The 16,419-nt window shown below is 72.5% G+C and carries 12 protein-coding genes; 3 read left to right on the forward strand and 9 right to left on the reverse strand.

The window, feature by feature from the left end:
* Positions 1-62: 62 nt before the first annotated feature.
* A complete protein-coding gene (murQ, locus tag AB0F61_RS21255) occupies positions 63-956 on the reverse strand; it encodes an N-acetylmuramic acid 6-phosphate etherase (protein WP_357812209.1) in 894 nt (297 codons plus the stop codon).
* Positions 957-1,262: 306 nt separating this feature from the next.
* Here murQ and AB0F61_RS21260 point away from each other — a divergent pair, with 306 nt between their 5' ends.
* The 3 genes from AB0F61_RS21260 to AB0F61_RS21270 are packed head-to-tail and all read left to right on the forward strand — an operon-like array spanning position 1,263 to position 6,903.
* Complete coding sequence (locus AB0F61_RS21260) at positions 1,263-2,825, forward strand: sodium:solute symporter (protein ID WP_357812211.1); 1,563 nt, start codon at positions 1,263-1,265, stop codon at positions 2,823-2,825.
* An 11-nt stretch (positions 2,826-2,836) separates the two neighbouring features.
* The gene (locus AB0F61_RS21265; RefSeq protein ID WP_357812213.1) at positions 2,837-4,009 is read left to right on the forward strand and encodes an anhydro-N-acetylmuramic acid kinase; all 1,173 of its coding nucleotides are present in this window, start codon (positions 2,837-2,839) and stop codon (positions 4,007-4,009) included.
* A gap of 26 nt (positions 4,010-4,035) precedes the next feature.
* Positions 4,036-6,903, forward strand: coding sequence for an FAD-binding and (Fe-S)-binding domain-containing protein (locus AB0F61_RS21270; protein ID WP_357812215.1), 2,868 nt, complete (start codon positions 4,036-4,038; stop codon positions 6,901-6,903).
* A gap of 13 nt (positions 6,904-6,916) precedes the next feature.
* Here the strand turns inward: AB0F61_RS21270 and AB0F61_RS21275 are convergent, their stop codons facing one another.
* The 8 genes from AB0F61_RS21275 to AB0F61_RS21310 form a co-directional block, all read right to left on the reverse strand.
* Positions 6,917-7,960, reverse strand: a complete 1,044-nt coding sequence (locus AB0F61_RS21275; RefSeq protein WP_357812217.1) for an NAD(P)-dependent oxidoreductase — start codon at positions 7,958-7,960, stop codon at positions 6,917-6,919.
* Positions 7,957-9,927: an asparagine synthase (glutamine-hydrolyzing) gene (asnB, locus tag AB0F61_RS21280; protein ID WP_357812219.1), complete on the reverse strand. Its 1,971-nt coding sequence runs from the start codon at positions 9,925-9,927 to the stop codon at positions 7,957-7,959. The genes AB0F61_RS21275 and asnB overlap by 4 nt, the downstream gene beginning before the upstream one ends.
* Positions 9,928-9,938: 11 nt before the next feature.
* Entirely contained in the window at positions 9,939-11,945 is a 2,007-nt protein-coding gene (locus AB0F61_RS21285; protein ID WP_357812221.1) for a 3-oxoacyl-[acyl-carrier-protein] synthase III C-terminal domain-containing protein, read from the reverse strand.
* A 37-nt stretch (positions 11,946-11,982) separates the two neighbouring features.
* Entirely contained in the window at positions 11,983-13,254 is a 1,272-nt protein-coding gene (locus tag AB0F61_RS21290) for a beta-ketoacyl-[acyl-carrier-protein] synthase family protein (protein ID WP_357812223.1), read from the reverse strand.
* Positions 13,254-13,571, reverse strand: coding sequence for an acyl carrier protein (locus AB0F61_RS21295; protein WP_357812225.1), 318 nt, complete (start codon positions 13,569-13,571; stop codon positions 13,254-13,256). Before AB0F61_RS21295 ends, AB0F61_RS21290 begins: the two co-directional genes overlap by 1 nt.
* 370 nt (positions 13,572-13,941) lie before the next feature.
* Complete coding sequence (locus tag AB0F61_RS21300) at positions 13,942-14,658, reverse strand: alpha/beta hydrolase (protein ID WP_357812227.1); 717 nt, start codon at positions 14,656-14,658, stop codon at positions 13,942-13,944.
* Between the two features lie 114 nt (positions 14,659-14,772).
* Entirely contained in the window at positions 14,773-15,123 is a 351-nt protein-coding gene (locus tag AB0F61_RS21305; RefSeq protein ID WP_357812229.1) for a DNA polymerase ligase N-terminal domain-containing protein, read from the reverse strand.
* A 42-nt stretch (positions 15,124-15,165) separates the two neighbouring features.
* Entirely contained in the window at positions 15,166-16,347 is a 1,182-nt protein-coding gene (locus AB0F61_RS21310) for a MalY/PatB family protein (RefSeq protein WP_357812231.1), read from the reverse strand.
* Between the last annotated feature and the right edge of the window lie 72 nt (positions 16,348-16,419).

The raw sequence follows: 16,419 nt of genomic DNA on the forward strand, positions 1-16,419 counted from the left end.
GACAGAAATGCGTGCCCCCGGACGTGTCCCAGACGGCTCGACGGGACCAGATCCGCCCTCGGTCAGGCCGCGACCGCGGCCCGGACGTCGTCGTCGGCGGCGCGCAGCCGCGCTGCGGCCTCCTCGGCGGTGCAGTTCGCGAGCAGCAGCACGATGGCTGTCTTGGCGTGCCCGTTCGCCGCCGCGAGCGCCCGCGCGGCGGTGTCGAGATCGGTGTCGGCGGCCTCGGCGACGATCCGACGCGCCCGGTCGACGAGCTTCTCGTTCGTGGCGTTCATGTCCACCATCAGATTGCCGTAGACCTTGCCGAGCCGGGCCATCGTGGCGGTCGAGAGCATATTGCAGACCAGCTTCTCGGCGGTGCCGGCCTTGAGTCGGGTGGAGCCGGTGAGCACCTCGGGACCGGTGGGCACCTCGATGGCGACGTCGGCGTGCCGGCTGATCACCGCGTCGGAGTTGCAGGCCACGGAAACGGTCGCCGCTCCCCGTGTGCGGGCGTGATCCAGCCCGCCCACCACGTACGGGGTGCGACCGCTGGCGGCGAGCCCGACCACCGTGTCGCGGGCGGTCAGGCCGATCGCGTCGAGGTCGGCGACGGCACGGTTCGGGTCGTCCTCCGCGCCCTCGACGGCGACACCGAAGGCTCGCGCCCCTCCGGCGAGCAGGCCGATGACCCGGTCGGGCGACGTACCGAAGGTGGGTGGGCACTCGACGGCGTCGAGCATGCCGATCCGGCCGCTGGTACCGGCACCGAGATAGATCAGCCGCCCGCCCTGGCGCAGCGATGCCACGACGACGTCGACGGCGGCCGCGATGTCGGGCACGGCCCGGCGAACCGCCTGGGCCACCGTCTGGTCCTCGTCGTTCATCGCGAGGAGCAGCTCGGTGGGGGACATCAGGTCGAGGTCGCTTGTCTTGTCGTTGCGGGTCTCGGTGCCGAGGGTGCTGAGGTCCACGGGGTTACTCGTTCCTCTCGCTGGTGTTCAGTCGCCGGTCGGGCGACGGGCGGCGGCTCGTCGAGCGCGGCTCCGCGACGCGTCGTTCCGACCGTGCCAGCCTGGGCAGGGTGGGATGTGGGCCCGGGTGTCGACTCTGACGGCGCGTCGGGCGCCGGAATCCGGACACCTTTCGCTGGGCCCTCGCCTCTCCCATATCAGCAGGCTGGGAGCACAGCGTAGCCAGCCCGGAGCGACACTGGCAAAAAGTTTCGCGCTACGGTAGACAAGCGTCACTTATTGACAACCCCTGGTAGGGAGCGAGCCGTGCGTCAACTCGACCTTGTCGTGATCGTGCTGTACCTCGTGGTGATCGCCTACGTCGGACTGCGACTGTCCGGCAAACAGAAGTCCGCCAAGGACTACTTCGTGGGCGAGGGGCGGCTGCCGTGGTGGACCGTCTCGTTCTCCGTGGTCGCCACCGAAACCAGCGTCCTGACCGTGATCAGCGTTCCCGGTGGCGCCTACAGCGGTCAGGGGTTCGGCAACGTCGAGCTGGCCCTGGGCTACGTGATCGGTCGCGTCGTCGTGGCCGCGGTGCTCATCCCGCTCTACAAGCGCGGTGGCTTCGTCAGCGCCTACCAGTACCTCGGTGAGCGGTTCGGCCTGAAACTCCAGGGTCTGGCGTCTGTCACGTTCGTCTTCACCCGCCTGCTCGCCGAGGGCGTACGGCTGTTCGCCTCGGCCATCCCCATCAAGCTGCTCCTCGATGAGTTCGGGCTGAATGTCGGGTATCAGGCCATCATCGTGGTCCTGACCCTCATCACCGTGGTTTACACCTACCTCGGGGGCATCAAGGCGGTCATCTGGACCGACGCCATCCAGATGGGGCTCTACCTGGGCGGGGCGATCCTGGCCATCGCGGTGCTCAGCCACGCCGTGGGCTTCGACGGCTACTCGCAGGCGCTGGACGCCGGCAAGTTCCACCTCTTCGACACCGACTTCGCCCTCGCGCACGTGCTCACCAGCCCGTTCGCCCTGCCGACCGCGATCATCGGCGGTGCGATCTTCGCGATGGCCAGCCACGGCTCGGACCAACTGATCGTCCAGCGCATCCTGTCCACCCGCACCCTGCGCGAGGGTCAGCAGGCGATGATCTCCTCGGGCATCTTCGTGGTCATCCAGTTCGCGGCGTTCTCCCTGGTCGGCGCGCTGCTGTGGTCGTACAACAAGGGTCAGACCTTCAAGGAACTCGGCCTGGCCAGCAGCGACAACCTCTACCCGAGCTTCATCCTGCACGCCCTGCCGGTGGGCATCTCGGGCCTGCTGGTGGCCGGCATCCTCGGTGCCGCGATGGGTTCGCTGTCGTCGGCGCTCAACTCCATGTCGAACTCCACAGTCGCCGACTTCATCCACAGCTTCTTCCGGAAGGTCCCGTCGGACGACGCCATGCTGCGGCTCGCCCGGGTGATGACCCTGGTCTGGGCGGTGTTGATGGCGGTCTTCGCCTGCGCGTTCAGCTCCAGCACCGGCAACGTCTACCTGACCGGTCTGACCATCGCCGGCTACACCTACGGCGCGCTGCTCGGAGCCTTCCTGCTCGGCCGCCTGGTCAGCCGGGCCAACCAGGTCGACGCGTTCATCGCGTTCCTCGTCACCGTGGCGGTGATGACCTACATCGTCCGGTATGTCAAGATCGACGTCACGACCGCCGGGCACACCGTCCCCACCGCCATCGCCGCGCAGTGGCTGGTGCCGATCGGAGTCCTGATCACCCTGCTGGTCGGCGCGGTGTCGAGCCGTTTCCACGCGGCCCCGGCAGCGCCCTACGACCACCGGCGCAGCGACGAGGCCGACGATCCGGCGGCAGAGCCCGCCGCACGGGCGTGAAGGAGAACGTGATGCGCGTGATCGGCCTGATGTCCGGGACCTCCTACGACGGCATCGAAGCAGCCGCCGCCGAGTTCGACCTCAGCGGCGACACCCTGCGGATGCGGCCGCTGGGCCGACTCAGCCACCCGTACCCGGACGAGCTGCGCACCCGGATCGCCGCCGCCCTGCCGCCCGCGCCGACCACCACCGAGGCGATCTGCGTCCTGGACACCGGCATCGGCCAGGCCTTCGCCGAGGCCGCCGAACGGGCGCTCGCCGAGCTGTGCGGCGGAGACGCCGACCTGGTCGTCTCGCACGGGCAGACCATGCACCACTGGGTCGACGGTGGGGTGGTCCGGGGCACCCTCCAGCTCGGTCAGCCGGCCTGGATCGCGGAGGCCACCGGCCTTCCGGTCGTGGCCGACCTGCGCAGCCGCGACGTCGCCGCGGGCGGCCAGGGCGCTCCCCTGGTCGCCCTCTTCGACGCCCTGCTGCTGGGTGGCCTGCCGGGCGTCCCCGCCGCGCTGAACCTGGGCGGCATCGCCAACATCACTGTCGTCGCGCCGGACGCGGACCCGCTCGCGTTCGACACCGGGCCGGCCAACGCGCTCCTCGACGCCGCCGTGCGCCACTTCAGCGGCGGCACCGAGGAGTACGACAGGGACGGGCGCGGGGCGGCGGCCGGGCAGGTGAACCCCGTCCTGCTCCGGCGGCTGCTCGACGAGCCGTACTACCGGCTGCCCGGCCCGAAGAGCACCGGCAAGGAGCTGTTCCACAGGCCGTACCTGCTCGCCGCCCTCGCCGACGCGCCCACCCCGGAGCCGCAGGACGTGCTGGCCACGCTCACCCGGCTGACGGCGGTCACGGTGGCCGACGCCTGCCGCGACCACGGCGTCACCCAGCTCGTCGTCTCCGGCGGTGGCGCGCACAACCCGACGCTGATGCGCATGATCGCCGACGAGCTGCCGGGCGTGCTCCTGTCGTCCAGCGACGACCTGGGTGTCGCATCGGACGCCAAGGAGGCGCTGGCCTTCGCGCTGCTGGGCTACCTGACCGTGCACGGGCTGCCCGGCACCCTGCCCTCGGGCACCGGCGCGCGGCACGCCTCCGTGCTCGGCAGCATCACCCCCGGTCGCCGGCCGCTGCGGCTGCCGGAGCCGGTCGGCACCGCTCCCGACCGGTTGCTGATCGCCGCCGACTGACACCACCCATCCGGGAGGACCCGCCCATGAGCACAGTCGTACCCGCGCCGACCGCGGCCGGCGTCCGCGCCCGCGAGGTTGCCGAGCTGCTGCGCTCGCGCCTCGACGATCCGAACCGGGCCAGCACCGAGCTGCCCCGCCGGCTGGCGGCCGCGCACGACGCCTCGCCGTACCTGTTCGAGCCGCAGGCCGTGGTGCGCGCCGCATCGGCGGCCGAGGTGGGAGCGTTGATGGCCGGCGCTCGGGAGGCCGGCGTGCCGCTGACCCTGCGCGGTGGCGGCACCAGCCTCGCCGGGCAGGCCGGCGGCGCGGGCGTGCTTGTCGACGTCCGGACCGACTGGCGGCACGCCGAGGTGCTCGACGACGGCCGTCGCATCCGGCTCCAGCCGGGCCTGACGATCCGGCAGGCCAACGCCCGGCTGGCCCGCTACGGCCGCCGGCTCGGCCCGGACCCGGCAAGCGAGGCCGCCTGCACGGTGGGCGGCATGGTCGCCAACAACTCGAGCGGGATGACCTGCGGCACCACCGACAACGCGTACCGCACCATGGAGTCGCTGCGCTTCGTCCTCCCGTCCGGCACCGTCGTCGACTCCGCCGCGCGCGACGCCGACGACCGGCTGCGGGCCGACGAGCCCGAGCTGTACGCCGGGCTGCTGCGCCTGCGCGACCGGGTGCGCTCGGCACCGGGGTCACGCGCCACGATCGAGCGGCTGTTCGCGATGAAGAACACCATGGGGTACGGGCTGAACTCCCTGCTCGACCACGACAGCCCGGTCGAGATGCTCGCCCACCTGATGATCGGCAGCGAGGGCACCCTCGGCTTCGTGGCCGAGGCCGTCTTCCGGACCGTCGAGATCCACAAACACGCTGCCACCGGGCTGCTGGTCCTGCCCGGCCTCAGCGCCGCCACCGACGCGCTGCCCGCCCTGCTCGCCGCCGGTGCGCGTACCGCCGAACTGCTCGACGCGGCAGCGCTGCGGGTCAGCCAGCGCGACCCCGACGCGAGCGCGGCACTGCGCGGGCTGACGGTCACCGGGCATGCCGCGCTCCTCGTGGAGTTCGCCGAGGACAGCGCGGAGAAGCTGGCCGCGACGCTTGCCGACGCCCAGCCCGTGCTCGACCGGCTGCCCGCCGTCACCGGCACCGGCCTGACCCACGACCCGCGCGAACGGGCCAGGCTCTGGCACCTGCGCAAGGGCCTCTACACGGCGGTCGCCGGCGCCCGCGCTCCCGGCACCACGGCCCTGCTGGAGGACATCGCGGTGCCGATGCCGCGCCTGACCGGCACGTGCGACGGGCTGATCCGCCTGTTCGACAGGCACGGCTACCCGGACGCGGTGATCTTCGGGCACGCCCGCGACGGCAACCTGCACTTCATGCTGACCCAGTCCTTCGACACAGCGGCCGAGATCGACCGCTACGCCCGGTTCACCGACGACATGGTCGACCTCGTGCTCGCCGAGGGGGGCACCCTCAAGGCCGAGCACGGCACCGGCCGGGCCATGGCACCCTTCGTCCGCCGCCAGTACGGCGACGAGCTGTACGACGTGATGCGCGACCTCAAGCGGATGTGCGACCCGAGCGGCCTGCTCAACCCCGGTGTGCTGCTCAACGACGACCCGAGCGTGCACCTGCGGCAGCTCAAGGCCGTCCCGACTGTCGACCCCGAGCTGGACGCCTGCGTCGAGTGTGGCTACTGCGAACCGGTCTGCCCCACCGCCGACGTCACCACCACCCCCCGGCAGCGGATCGTCCTGCAACGGCAGATCGCCCTCGCCACCGCCGCCGGCGACGAGGAGCGCCGCCGGGAGCTGACCGCCGACTACGCGTACGCCGCGGTGGACAGTTGCGCCGCGGACAGCCTCTGCGTCACCGCCTGCCCGGTCGGCATCGACACCGGCGCGGCCATGAAGCGGCTGCGCGCCGAGCGGCACAGCCCTCGCGCCCAGCGCACCGCCCGCACCGCCGCACGGCACTGGCAGGCCGCCGTGACCGGCGTCCGGGTGGGACTGACCGCCGCGCACGCCGTACCGACACCGCTGACCCGCGCCGCCACCGGGGTGATCCGTGGACTCGGCGCCACCGAACTCATGCCACTGTGGAGCGACGACATGCCGCACGCCGGCGCTCCCCGCCCCCGACCCCGTAGCGCGCCGGACGCACAGGCGGTGTTCTTCGCGGCCTGCGTCGGCAGCCTCTTCGCCCCGGAGGACGGCCCGGCCGGCGGCTCGGCTGCGGCGTTCCTGCGCCTGTGCGAGCTGGCGGGAGTGCCGGTCGTCGTACCGGCCGGCACGGCGGGCCTGTGCTGCGGAACGCCGTGGCAGTCGAAGGGTTACCCGGCCGGCCACCGCGAGATGGCCGAGCGGACCCTCGCCGCGCTGTGGGAGGCCAGCGACAAGGGTCGCCTGCCCGTCGTGTGCGACGCGTCGTCCTGCACGCACGGGCTGACCGAGCTGACCGCCGCGCTCGCCGAGGAGGACCGGGCGCGTTACCGGGAGCTGCGCTTCGTCGACAGCGTCACGTTCACCGCCGAGCACCTCCTGCCGGCGCTGCCGGAGCCCCGGCGGCTGGGCTCGTTGGCGCTGCACCCCACCTGCTCCACAGTGCACCTCGGCGGCATCGACGACCTGCGCACGGTGGCCGGGGCGGTGGCCGACACGGTGACCGTCCCGGAGAGCTGGGGATGCTGCGCCTTCGCCGGCGACCGGGGGATGCTGCACCCGGAGGTCACCGCCGGCGCCACCGCGGCCCAGGCCGCCGAGATCAACAAACGCGACCACGACGGGTACGCCTCCTGCAACCGCACCTGCGAGATGGGCATGAGCCGGGCCACCGGGAAGCCGTACCGGCACGTGCTCCAGGTCCTCGTCGAGGCGGTCGAACCGCAGGCGTAGCCGCGCGGGGCCGTCAGCGCAGCAGGCCCTGGCCGCGGTACCAGGCCACCGCGCTGGCCAGGCCCTCCGGCAGGCGGTACGCGGGGGTGAAGCCGAGGTCCGCCCGGGCCCGATCGGTGGCGCACGTCCACGCCAACTGCTGGATCTCGTGCGCGCGGTCCCGGTTCATCGTCAGTGCCGGGCCCCGACGAACCGGGCTCAGGTCGCACAGCCAGCCGGTCGCGTGCACGAGCGGACCCGGGACCGGAATGAAACGCGGGCGTGGGCGGCCGACCGCGGTGGCGAGTTCCCGGCAGAAGTCGCTCCAGCCGTACACCGCGCCGTCGCTGATGAGGTACACGCCCTCGGCACCCCCGTTCGGGGGCAGCGTCCCGCCCCGGACGACGGCCGCGATCAGGGCGGCGCACAGGTCGTCCACGTGCACGAAGGAGTACTCGCGTTCCGGGCGGGTGGGGCGCAGGTGGGTGCCCAACCGGGCCATCGGCAGGAAGGACGGCAGGAAGTCGTGGTCGCCCGGCCCGTAGACGATTGTCGGGCGGAGGACCACGGTGGGCACCCCGGCGGCACGGGCGATCTCCTCGGCGGCGAGCTTGCTGCGGCCGTACTCGGAAACCGGCGCGACGGGCGTGGACTCGTCCCGTGGCCGGCCGGGGCGGGACGGGCCGGCGGCGGCCAGGGACGAGCACAGCACCAGCCGAGGGTTCGGCTCGGCGGCGGCCACTGCCGCGACCAGCCGACCGGTGGACTCGGTGTTCCCCCGCCGGAAGGCCCCCGGACGGCGGGCCTTCACCTGGCCGGCCAGGTGCACGACGGTGTCGACGCCGGCCACCGCCGCCGGCACGCCCGCGCCGGTGTCGAGGTCGGCGACCGCGTAGCGCAGCCCGGGGATGCCGGCCAGAACCGTGCGGTCGGACGTGGGGCGGACCATCGCGACTGCCGCGCACCCCAGGTCGGCCAGCCGTCGCACGAGCCGGGCGCCGATGAAGCCGGTCGCCCCGGTGACCAGGATCGTGCGCGATTCGATGCCGGGCCAGCGGTGCCGCTCGGGGCTCGTCATCGCCGCTCGGCGCGTTGCAGGGCGCTGGCGAGCGGCGCCGGGAGCACGGCCGGCGCGGGTGTGGCCGCCGCGTCGTGGAACACCTCGAGCAACAGGTGGGTGGTGAGGACGGCCATGATTGCCCACTCGGCGACCGTGCCCTCCCAGGTGCGTCCGGCTCCCCGCAGCGCCGTCTGGTGCAGCGCGGTCACCTGCGCCGGGTCGAAGAGCCCGTTGGCGCGTACCGCCGCCGGCCCGAGGTAGGTGGCGGCGAGTTCCCTGCCGGGGCCGGTGAGATACCACGGCGTGATGGGGGTGAAGAACGGTTTCTTGCGGCGGCGTCGGATCGGTGCCGGGACCACGTCGCGAAGGGCCTCCTTGAGGATGTGTTTCTCGCTGGTCCCGCGCATGAGCATCCGAGGATCCAGCCGTGCCGACAGGTCCAGCAGCGCCCGGTCCATGAACGGCACGCGGACCTCCACGCCGTTGGCCATGGACAGCCGGTCGCTGAGCATGAGGACCCAGGTGGGCAGCCGGGTCTGGTACTCGTAGTGCAGCGAGCGGTGCAGCGCCGTGTGCGCCGGCGGGGCCGGCAACGGCGACGGGGCGAGGGCGCCGCTGGACGGGCGCAGCAGCGCGGGCGCGACAGCGTCCATCGCGGACCACAGGTAGAACCAGGCGGGTGCGCCACCGCCGAAGCGATCGGCGGCGTCCGCGAGCCGCCCCGGCACGGCGGCCATGTGGGCGGCCGCGCCGGCAGGGGCCGCGTTGTGGGCCAGCACCCGGCCCAGGATCAGCCGGCGCAGCGGGTCCAGGCCCGCCCGGGTCAGCCGGCCGAGCCGCTGCTCCAGCCGCTGGAGGACGTACCAGGAGTAGCCGCCGAGCAGCTCGTCGGCGCCGTCACCGGTCAGCGCGACCTTGGCACCCCGCTCGGCGGCGAGCCGGGTCACCTTCAGAAACGGGGTGGCGACGCCGAACCACTGCGGCGCCTCCAGGTGCCACAGCGTCTTCGCCAGGTGCGCGCACGCCTCGGCGCCGTCGAACTCGATCTCGACGTTGTCGACTCCCAGTGCCTTCGCGGCGAGCCGGGAGTAGCGGCCCTCGTCGAGGTCCGATCCGGGCAACCGGATGCTCGCGGTCTGTACCGGTGTGCCGAGGATCGCCGAGATCGTCGCGACGACGGCGGTGCTGTCCAGTCCGCCGCTCAGTGTCGCGCCGAAGCCGACCTCGTCCGGCAGCCGTTTGCGGACCGCCTCGACAAACGCCGAGCGGAACTGTTCGACGGCCGGCCGCCCGCTCAGCAGGTCGTCCGGGTCCCCGCCCAGCGGGGTGAAGTACCGGCGCAGGACCACCGCCTGCCCGTCGGCCACCAGCAGGTGCCCGGCCGGCAGGTCGTGGACGCCGGCCCAGAAGGTGCCCGGCGCGGTCGGCTGGCCGTAGCCGAAGACGTCGCGGAGCCCCTGCGGGTCGACGCGGGCCGCGCACAGCCCGGACGCGAACAGGGCCTTCACCTCGCTGGCGAACTGAAGCCGGCCCCCGGCGACGTGGTAGTACAACGGTTTGACACCGACCGGGTCCCGGGCGAGCGTGAGCCGACGGAGGCGACCGTCCCACAACGCGATGGCGAAGTCCCCGTCGAGGTGGTCGACGAAACCGAGGCCGTGCTCCTCGTAGAGGTGGGCGATCACGGCACCGTCGCTGCCGCTGGTGAGGGTGTGGCCGCGCTCGACGAGCCGGGCCCGCAGTGCTCGGTGGTTGTAGATCTCGCCGTTGAAGATGACCTGGATGTCACCGCGCTCGTCGCTCAACGGTTGCTGCCCACCGGCCACGTCGACGATCGCGAGCCGCCGGTACGCCAGCCCGATGCCCGGCGCGACGAAGTAGCCCTCGCCGTCGGGGCCGCGGTGCGCAAGCGCATGCGCCATCCGGGCCAACCGGTGCGGCTCGACAGCGGCGTCGAGATCGAGGATGCCGGCGACACCACACATGCGCGCTCCCTTCAGATGCGGTACAGCGCGGCGCCGATCTCCATGCCGGTGCTCGCGCCGACGACCACCACGAGTTCGCCTGGCGAAACGCCGCCGCCGACGGACACGGCGCGCAGACCGACGGGCAAGGCCGAGGTGAACAGGTCGCTGCCGTCCGCCGCGGGCGGCGGCGTGGCCAGCCGCGGACCGAGCACCGGCCAGGTGTCGCGCAGCCGGCGCTCGACCGACGGTGGCAGCCAGGGCGGCACGACCGCGCGAATCGCCTCCGGCCGCACCCGCATCCGGTCCAGCAGCTCGGCGACGACCGCGGGCACGTGCTCGGCGTACGCCGCGGCGGGCTCGGCGCGGTCGGTGGCGCGGATGAAGTTGTGCCCGCCGTCCTGCATCGCCCACGCGCCCCGGTCCGGGGCGGGCATCGCGACGGAGCGGCTGTGGAAGCCCAGGAAGCCGCTGGCCCTGTCGGGTTCGAGGCGCAGCAGCACCGCCGAGCCGCACCTGGCCACCGCGGGCCCGGAGGCACCGGGCTCGCGCTGCTCGACCTCGGACGCGACCACGAGGGCGGTGTCGGCCTTGCCGGCCCGGATGAGTTCGGCGGCGATGCGGCAGCCGTCGAGCGTGCCGAGCGCGCCGTTGGTGACGTCGAAGGCGAGTACGTCGCCGCTGGCGGCGGTGCTGCCGTCGAAGCCCAGCTCGCCAGCGGCGATCGCCGCGATGGCCGGCTCGGCGATCATGCCGGTGCGGTACACCCCGACGTGGATGAGCAGGTCGACGTCGGAGGCGCGGACGCCCGCCCGGCGCAGGCAGTCGTCGGTGGCGGCGCGGATGAGCTCAAGCGTCGTCGCGTCGGGTTCGGGGTCGGCGAGGCCGATCGCGGCGGCGCGCACCGGGTGCGGCCAGGGTGCCGGGCGGGGGCGCGGCGGCGCGGTCCGCGGTGACCGGGTCCCCCGGGCGAGCCGGTCGGGCAGCCCGTCCAGCCGGTACGCGGCGGTGCCGACGTTGACCCCGGACGCGGCGACCTCGAACAGCACCCGGTCGCCGGTGCGGATCCGCCCGTCGAGGCTCGCGTCGCGGAGCGCGACCGGGTGTGTCGTGGTCGCGGTGTTGCCGCGCCTCGGCAGGTTGTTGATGACGTCCCGTTCGTCCAGGACCACGCCGCCGAAGACCTTGTTCGTGCGGCGGACGGCGGCCTGGATCGCCAGCGTCGACGTCTGGTGCGGGATGAACCGGTCGAAGTCCGTCGGCGACAGACCCATCGCGTCGAGGGCCTGCTGGGTGTGCGCCACCATCTCCCGGATGCCGGCGGCCGCCAGACCCATCATGTCGGTCTTCATGATCACGCCGCCGTGCGGGCGGTCGGTCGGCCCGGCCACGCACAGGTTGTGGTACCGCCCGACGGTGCGGATGCCGATGTGCTCGAAGCCCCCCGGCCGGTCGTCGGCCCGGGTCAGCAGGACCGCCGCGCCGGCGTCACCGAGCGTCAGGCAGGCGATGCGGGCATCGAGCTCGTCGGTGATCTCCAACTGGGCGGTGCGCATCAGATGGGAGATGTACTCCCCGCTGACGATCAGCGCCGAACCGATCTCGCCGGCCCGGATGAGCGCGTCGGCGAAGTAGATACCGGTGAACTGGCCGGCGCACGCGTTCGTCACGTCGAACGCCCACGCTCGTTCGCAGCCGAGGCGGTGGCGCAGCTGGGTGGCCGCCGACGGCTCGTAGGTCGACCGGTCCGGGCTGTCCACCCGCGAGATGCTGGCACTGATGAGCAGGTCGACCTCGGCAAGCCCGATCGACGAGCGGGAGACGCAGTCCTCGGCGGCGCGGGTGGCCAGGTCGAGGGCGTACTCGGCGTCGCCTGCGACGCGCCGCGAGACGATGCCGGTGGTCTGTTCCAACGGAAGTGCCAGCCGGCTGGAACAGCCGTCGAGCACCTCGCGGGTCGTCATGACCCGGTCGGGCAGTGCGACGCCGATGCTGTCGATGACGCTGCCGGGCCCCGCCGGGGCGGCCTGGATGTTCACCCTCGACCACCTTGTCTCAGTTGGACGGTGCGGATGTTCAGTTGGAGCTGACGGTGGCGCCGGAGTCGTCGACCGAGGCGAGCACCAGTGCGGCGTTGTGCCCGCCGAACCCGAACGAGTTCGTCAGGATCGGGCCGGGCCGGCCGGTACGCGGGGCGTCGGCGACGACGTCGATGGGAATGTCCGACCCGCGGGTGCGCAGGTTGGCCGTTGGTGGGATCTCGCCATGGCACAGAGCGAGCAGCGACGCGACGACCTCGACCGCGCCGGCGGCCCCGATCAGGTGTCCCAGCGCGCCCTTCGTCGAGGTGGTCGGCGGTGCGGCGCCGCCGAACACGGCGTGGATGGCCTGCGCCTCGGCGGCGTCGTTGAGCGTCGTCGAGGTGCCGTGCGCATTGATGTGGCCGACGTCGGCCGGGTCGACGCGGGCGTCACGTAGCGCCAGGCGCATGCAGTGCACGGCACCGCGCCCCTCCGGATGCGGCATGGTCGAGTGGTACGCGTCGCTGTTGAACCCGTAGCCGACCACCTCGCCGTGGATGCGGGCGCCCCGGGCCAGGGCCCGGTCGAGGCGCTCCAGGAGCACGAAGGCCGCGCCCTCGGCGAGCACGAAGCCGTCCCGCGCCCCGTCGAACGGACGCGAGGCGGTCTCGGGCTCGGCATTGCGGGTGCTCAGCGCGTGCATCCGGGCGAACCCGGCGACCACGATGGGGTTGACCGCCGCCTCCGTGCCGCCGGCCAGGACGACGTCGGCGCTGCCGTCACGGATGAGTCGGACGCCTTCGCCTATCGCGTTGGCACCGGCCGTGCAGGCTGTCGAGATGCAGAAGTTCGGCCCGCGCCACCGCAACTGCCGGGCGATGAGTGACGCCGCCGCGTTCGGCATGATCATCGGGATCGCCCACGGACTGATCCGGTCCGGACCGTTCTCGATGAACGCGCGGACCTGCCGGTAGAAGCTGTCCGATCCGCCCATGCCGGTGCCGACCACGACCGCGCACCGGTCCGGGTCGAACTGCCTGGCGTCGGCGTCGGCGAACGCGTCGAGCGCCGCCGCGAAGGCGAGTTGGCTGACGCGATCGGTCTGCCGGACCATTTTCGGACTGAGGTAGGCGGTCGGGTCGAAGCCCTGAATCTCCCCCGCGATGCGGGTCGCGAGCCCGGAGGCGTCGAAGCTGCGGATCGGGCCGATGACCGAACGCCCGGACCGCAGCACCGACCACAGTGCCTCGGAGGTGTCACCGGCTGGCGTCCTGGCGCTCACCCCGGTGACGGCAACCCGGTGCCGGACGGGACTGTCACCCTCCATCAGGCGGGCGTCTTCCGCTCGGCCTCCCCCACCACCCCGGCGCCCTCGGCAACGACGCCGCCTTCGGTGACATCGCCGACCCCACCGTCGAGAACCATGTCGAGCGCCTGCCCAACGGTGTTGATCTCGCGCAGCCCGTCCTGCGGCAACCGGATTCCGAGCCGATCCTCGAGCGCCATCAACAGCTCCACCAGATCCAGGCTCTCCGCGTCGAGATCCTTGCGGAAGTCGGCGTCCTCGGTCACCGCCTCGGGCTCGACCACCAGCACCTCGACCGCAACCTCACGTATAACCGCAAGAGCCTGCAGTCTGTCCATGTGCCCTCCAACAATCACCCGAGAAAATCGGTGCCGAATTGGGGCTTCACCTGCGAGAGTTGAGGCAGGCTAGCACGCAGGGTCGTTGACCAGTAAGGCCTCGATTACGCCTGCGTCATGGATCCGACTCGGATATGCCATCGCCAATACGACGCGCTGATTCCGGCCTCGTCGATAATTGATCATAATTGGGGATGGACGAGACTGTCGGGCACGGCGTACACCGTCGAGACCAGCCGGGGCGAACCGCTGGTGGACGGACGACAGCGGCCCCGCGTCGTGGCGCGGGGCCGCAGTGCAGCGGACGTACGGCACCCCGGCCAACCGCTGCGGCACAAGCGGTCTACGACGTGCCCACCGAGATCGGGCGTCAGCCGCCCACGCCCCGGACCGCCTCGATGATCGTCTCGGCGACCTCGCCGGGTCGGGCCACCACCATGGCGTGCGAACCGCCGGCGACCTCACGCTGGCCCCGCGGTTGGGCCCGCTCGGCCATGAACCGGTGCGCGGCGACCGGGATGTTGTTGTCGGCGTCCCCGAACACGAACCAGCTTGGCAACGATCGCCAGGCCGGGTCGCCGGTGAGCCCGCCACCCAGGGCCTTCTCGGTGATCGGCCGCTGAGTCCGGGCCATGAGCGCGGCGACGTCTGCCGACACGTCCGCGACGAACTGCTTGTGGAAGGTGTCCTGCCCGATCGCCACCTCGTTGCCGCCGGTCGAGAGCGGGTACTGCACAAGCGTGTCGGCGAGCGTGCTGCCGGGGAACTTCCCGGACAGCGACAGCCCCGACTCGCCGGTGTCCGGGCAGAAGGCGTTGACGTACACGAGGGCCCGCACCAATGGTTCGCCGGCAGCGGCCTGCGTGATCACCATGCCACCGTAGGAGTGTCCGACGAGGATGACCGGGCCGCCGATCCCGCGTACCACGTCCCGCAGGTACGCGGCGTCGCCGGCGACCTCCCGCAGTGGGACAGCGGCAGCCACCACGTCGTACGCGGCGCCCAGCCGCTCGATCACGCCGTTCCAGCTCGCCGACTCGGCGAACGCCCCGTGTACGAGAACGATGGTGGGCTGCGGATCAGACATAACACGCACTCCCTTACTCCGTGACGCTGTTCCCCCCACGGCCGCGCCGGTGCGCCTGAATACCCCTTACGCGAGGCCGAAACATCCGGCCCCAGCGGCTGCCACCTGTCCCCTTCACCCGTCCGAGGGCTGCTCCTTGGTCAGGTGCAGCAGCCACCCCTCGCCCGTGCGGATGAGCGCGTACCGTCGTCGGCCGGCGCGCCCGTGCAACGTGAACAGCAGGCGGCGTTCGTCGCGGTCGTGCTCCTCCCACGTGCCGATGTCGGCGATCGACTTGTCCGCGTCCTCGTAGGTGAGGTGATCAAGGTGGTGGTCCGGCACGGCGATCGCGAGCCGGTTGTCGCGGGGATTGTCCGGCAGGCCGCGGGGCACCGCCCAGGAACGCAGCACACCGGCTTCCTCCAGCCGCAGGTCGAAGTGCGGTCGCGGCTTGCGGTGGTGGTGCAGCACGAAGGCAGGTGGCACGCTGACTATTGTCCCCGCCCACCCGGCTCTCGGTGACGTGACTCATCCGGCGACGGCGGCCGCCATCCGGCGTACCGCCTCGGTGATCAGCTCCGGTGCGGTGGCCAGATTCAGCCGGACGTGCCCGTCGCCGCCGGTGCCGAAGGCCGAACCCGAGTTGAGCGCCACCCGGCCACGGTCGAGGAACACCGCGGCGGGGTCGTCGCCGAGGCCGAGGGCGCGGCAGTCGAGCCAGGCGAGATACGTGGCCTGCCCGGGTTGGTAGCGGATGGCCGGCAGGTGCTCGCCGAGCAGCGCGGCGAGGAGCCGACGGTTGTCGTCCAGGCCGGTCAACAGGGCGTCGAGCCACTCGCCGCCGTCGCGGAAAGCGGCGGTGTGCGCGATCACGCCGAGGTGGCTGGTGCTGACGCTGGCCTCGAACGGAACGTGGGCGAGGTCTCCGGCCGCGGCCGGGCCGGCGATGAGCAGCGCACCCCGCAGGCCGGCCAGGTTCCACCCCTTCGAGGCCGACATGAGCGACAGGCCGTTCTCCGCGCCGGGCACCGAGAGGTACGGCACGAAGCGCGCTCCCCCACCCACCACCGGCGCGTGGATCTCGTCGGCGACCACCCGCACCCCGTGCCGCTCGGCAAGCGTGGCGACGGCGGCCAACTCGTCCGCGGTGTGCAGGACGCCGGTCGGGTTGTGCGGGCTGCACAGCAGGTACGCCGCCGGTCGCCCACCGACCCGGGCCTGGCGGAACGCATCCTCCAGCGCGCCGAGGTCAAGCCGCAGGTCCGCGCCGAGCGGCGCCTCCACGATCCGGCGGTCGGCGTGCGCCACGAACTCGTAGAACGGCGGGTAGACCGGACAGTTGACCACCACCGCGTCCCCCGGCCCGGTGACCAGCCGCAGCGCCTCGACGACACCGTGCATCACGTCGGGCACCAGCGCGGTGCGCTCCACCGCGAGCCCGTCCCAACCCCACCGCCGCCGGGCGAACTCCGCCAGCGCCTGCGGGTACGCCGTCCCGGCGGGGTAGCCGGTGTCGCCGCGCGCGACCGCGTCGGTGATCGCCCGCGCGACCGGCTCGGCAAGCGGCACGTCCATCTCCGCGACCCAGAGCGGCAGCACGTCGTCGGGGTACTCCCGCCACTTGAGGCTGGTGCGCTGCCGAAGCTGGTCGATGGTGAGCTGGCGAAGGGGATTCGTGGAGACTCGGGCACCGCTCAGCACGCCACTCATGGGCTGAAGCCTATTCCGCTTCCTGCGTACGTCCGGGGCCGCACAGGTCGTGCCACCAGCCCCGACCTCACG

This window comes from Micromonospora sp. NPDC023888 (genome assembly GCF_040639415.1).
Lineage (GTDB): Bacteria > Actinomycetota > Actinomycetes > Mycobacteriales > Micromonosporaceae > Micromonospora.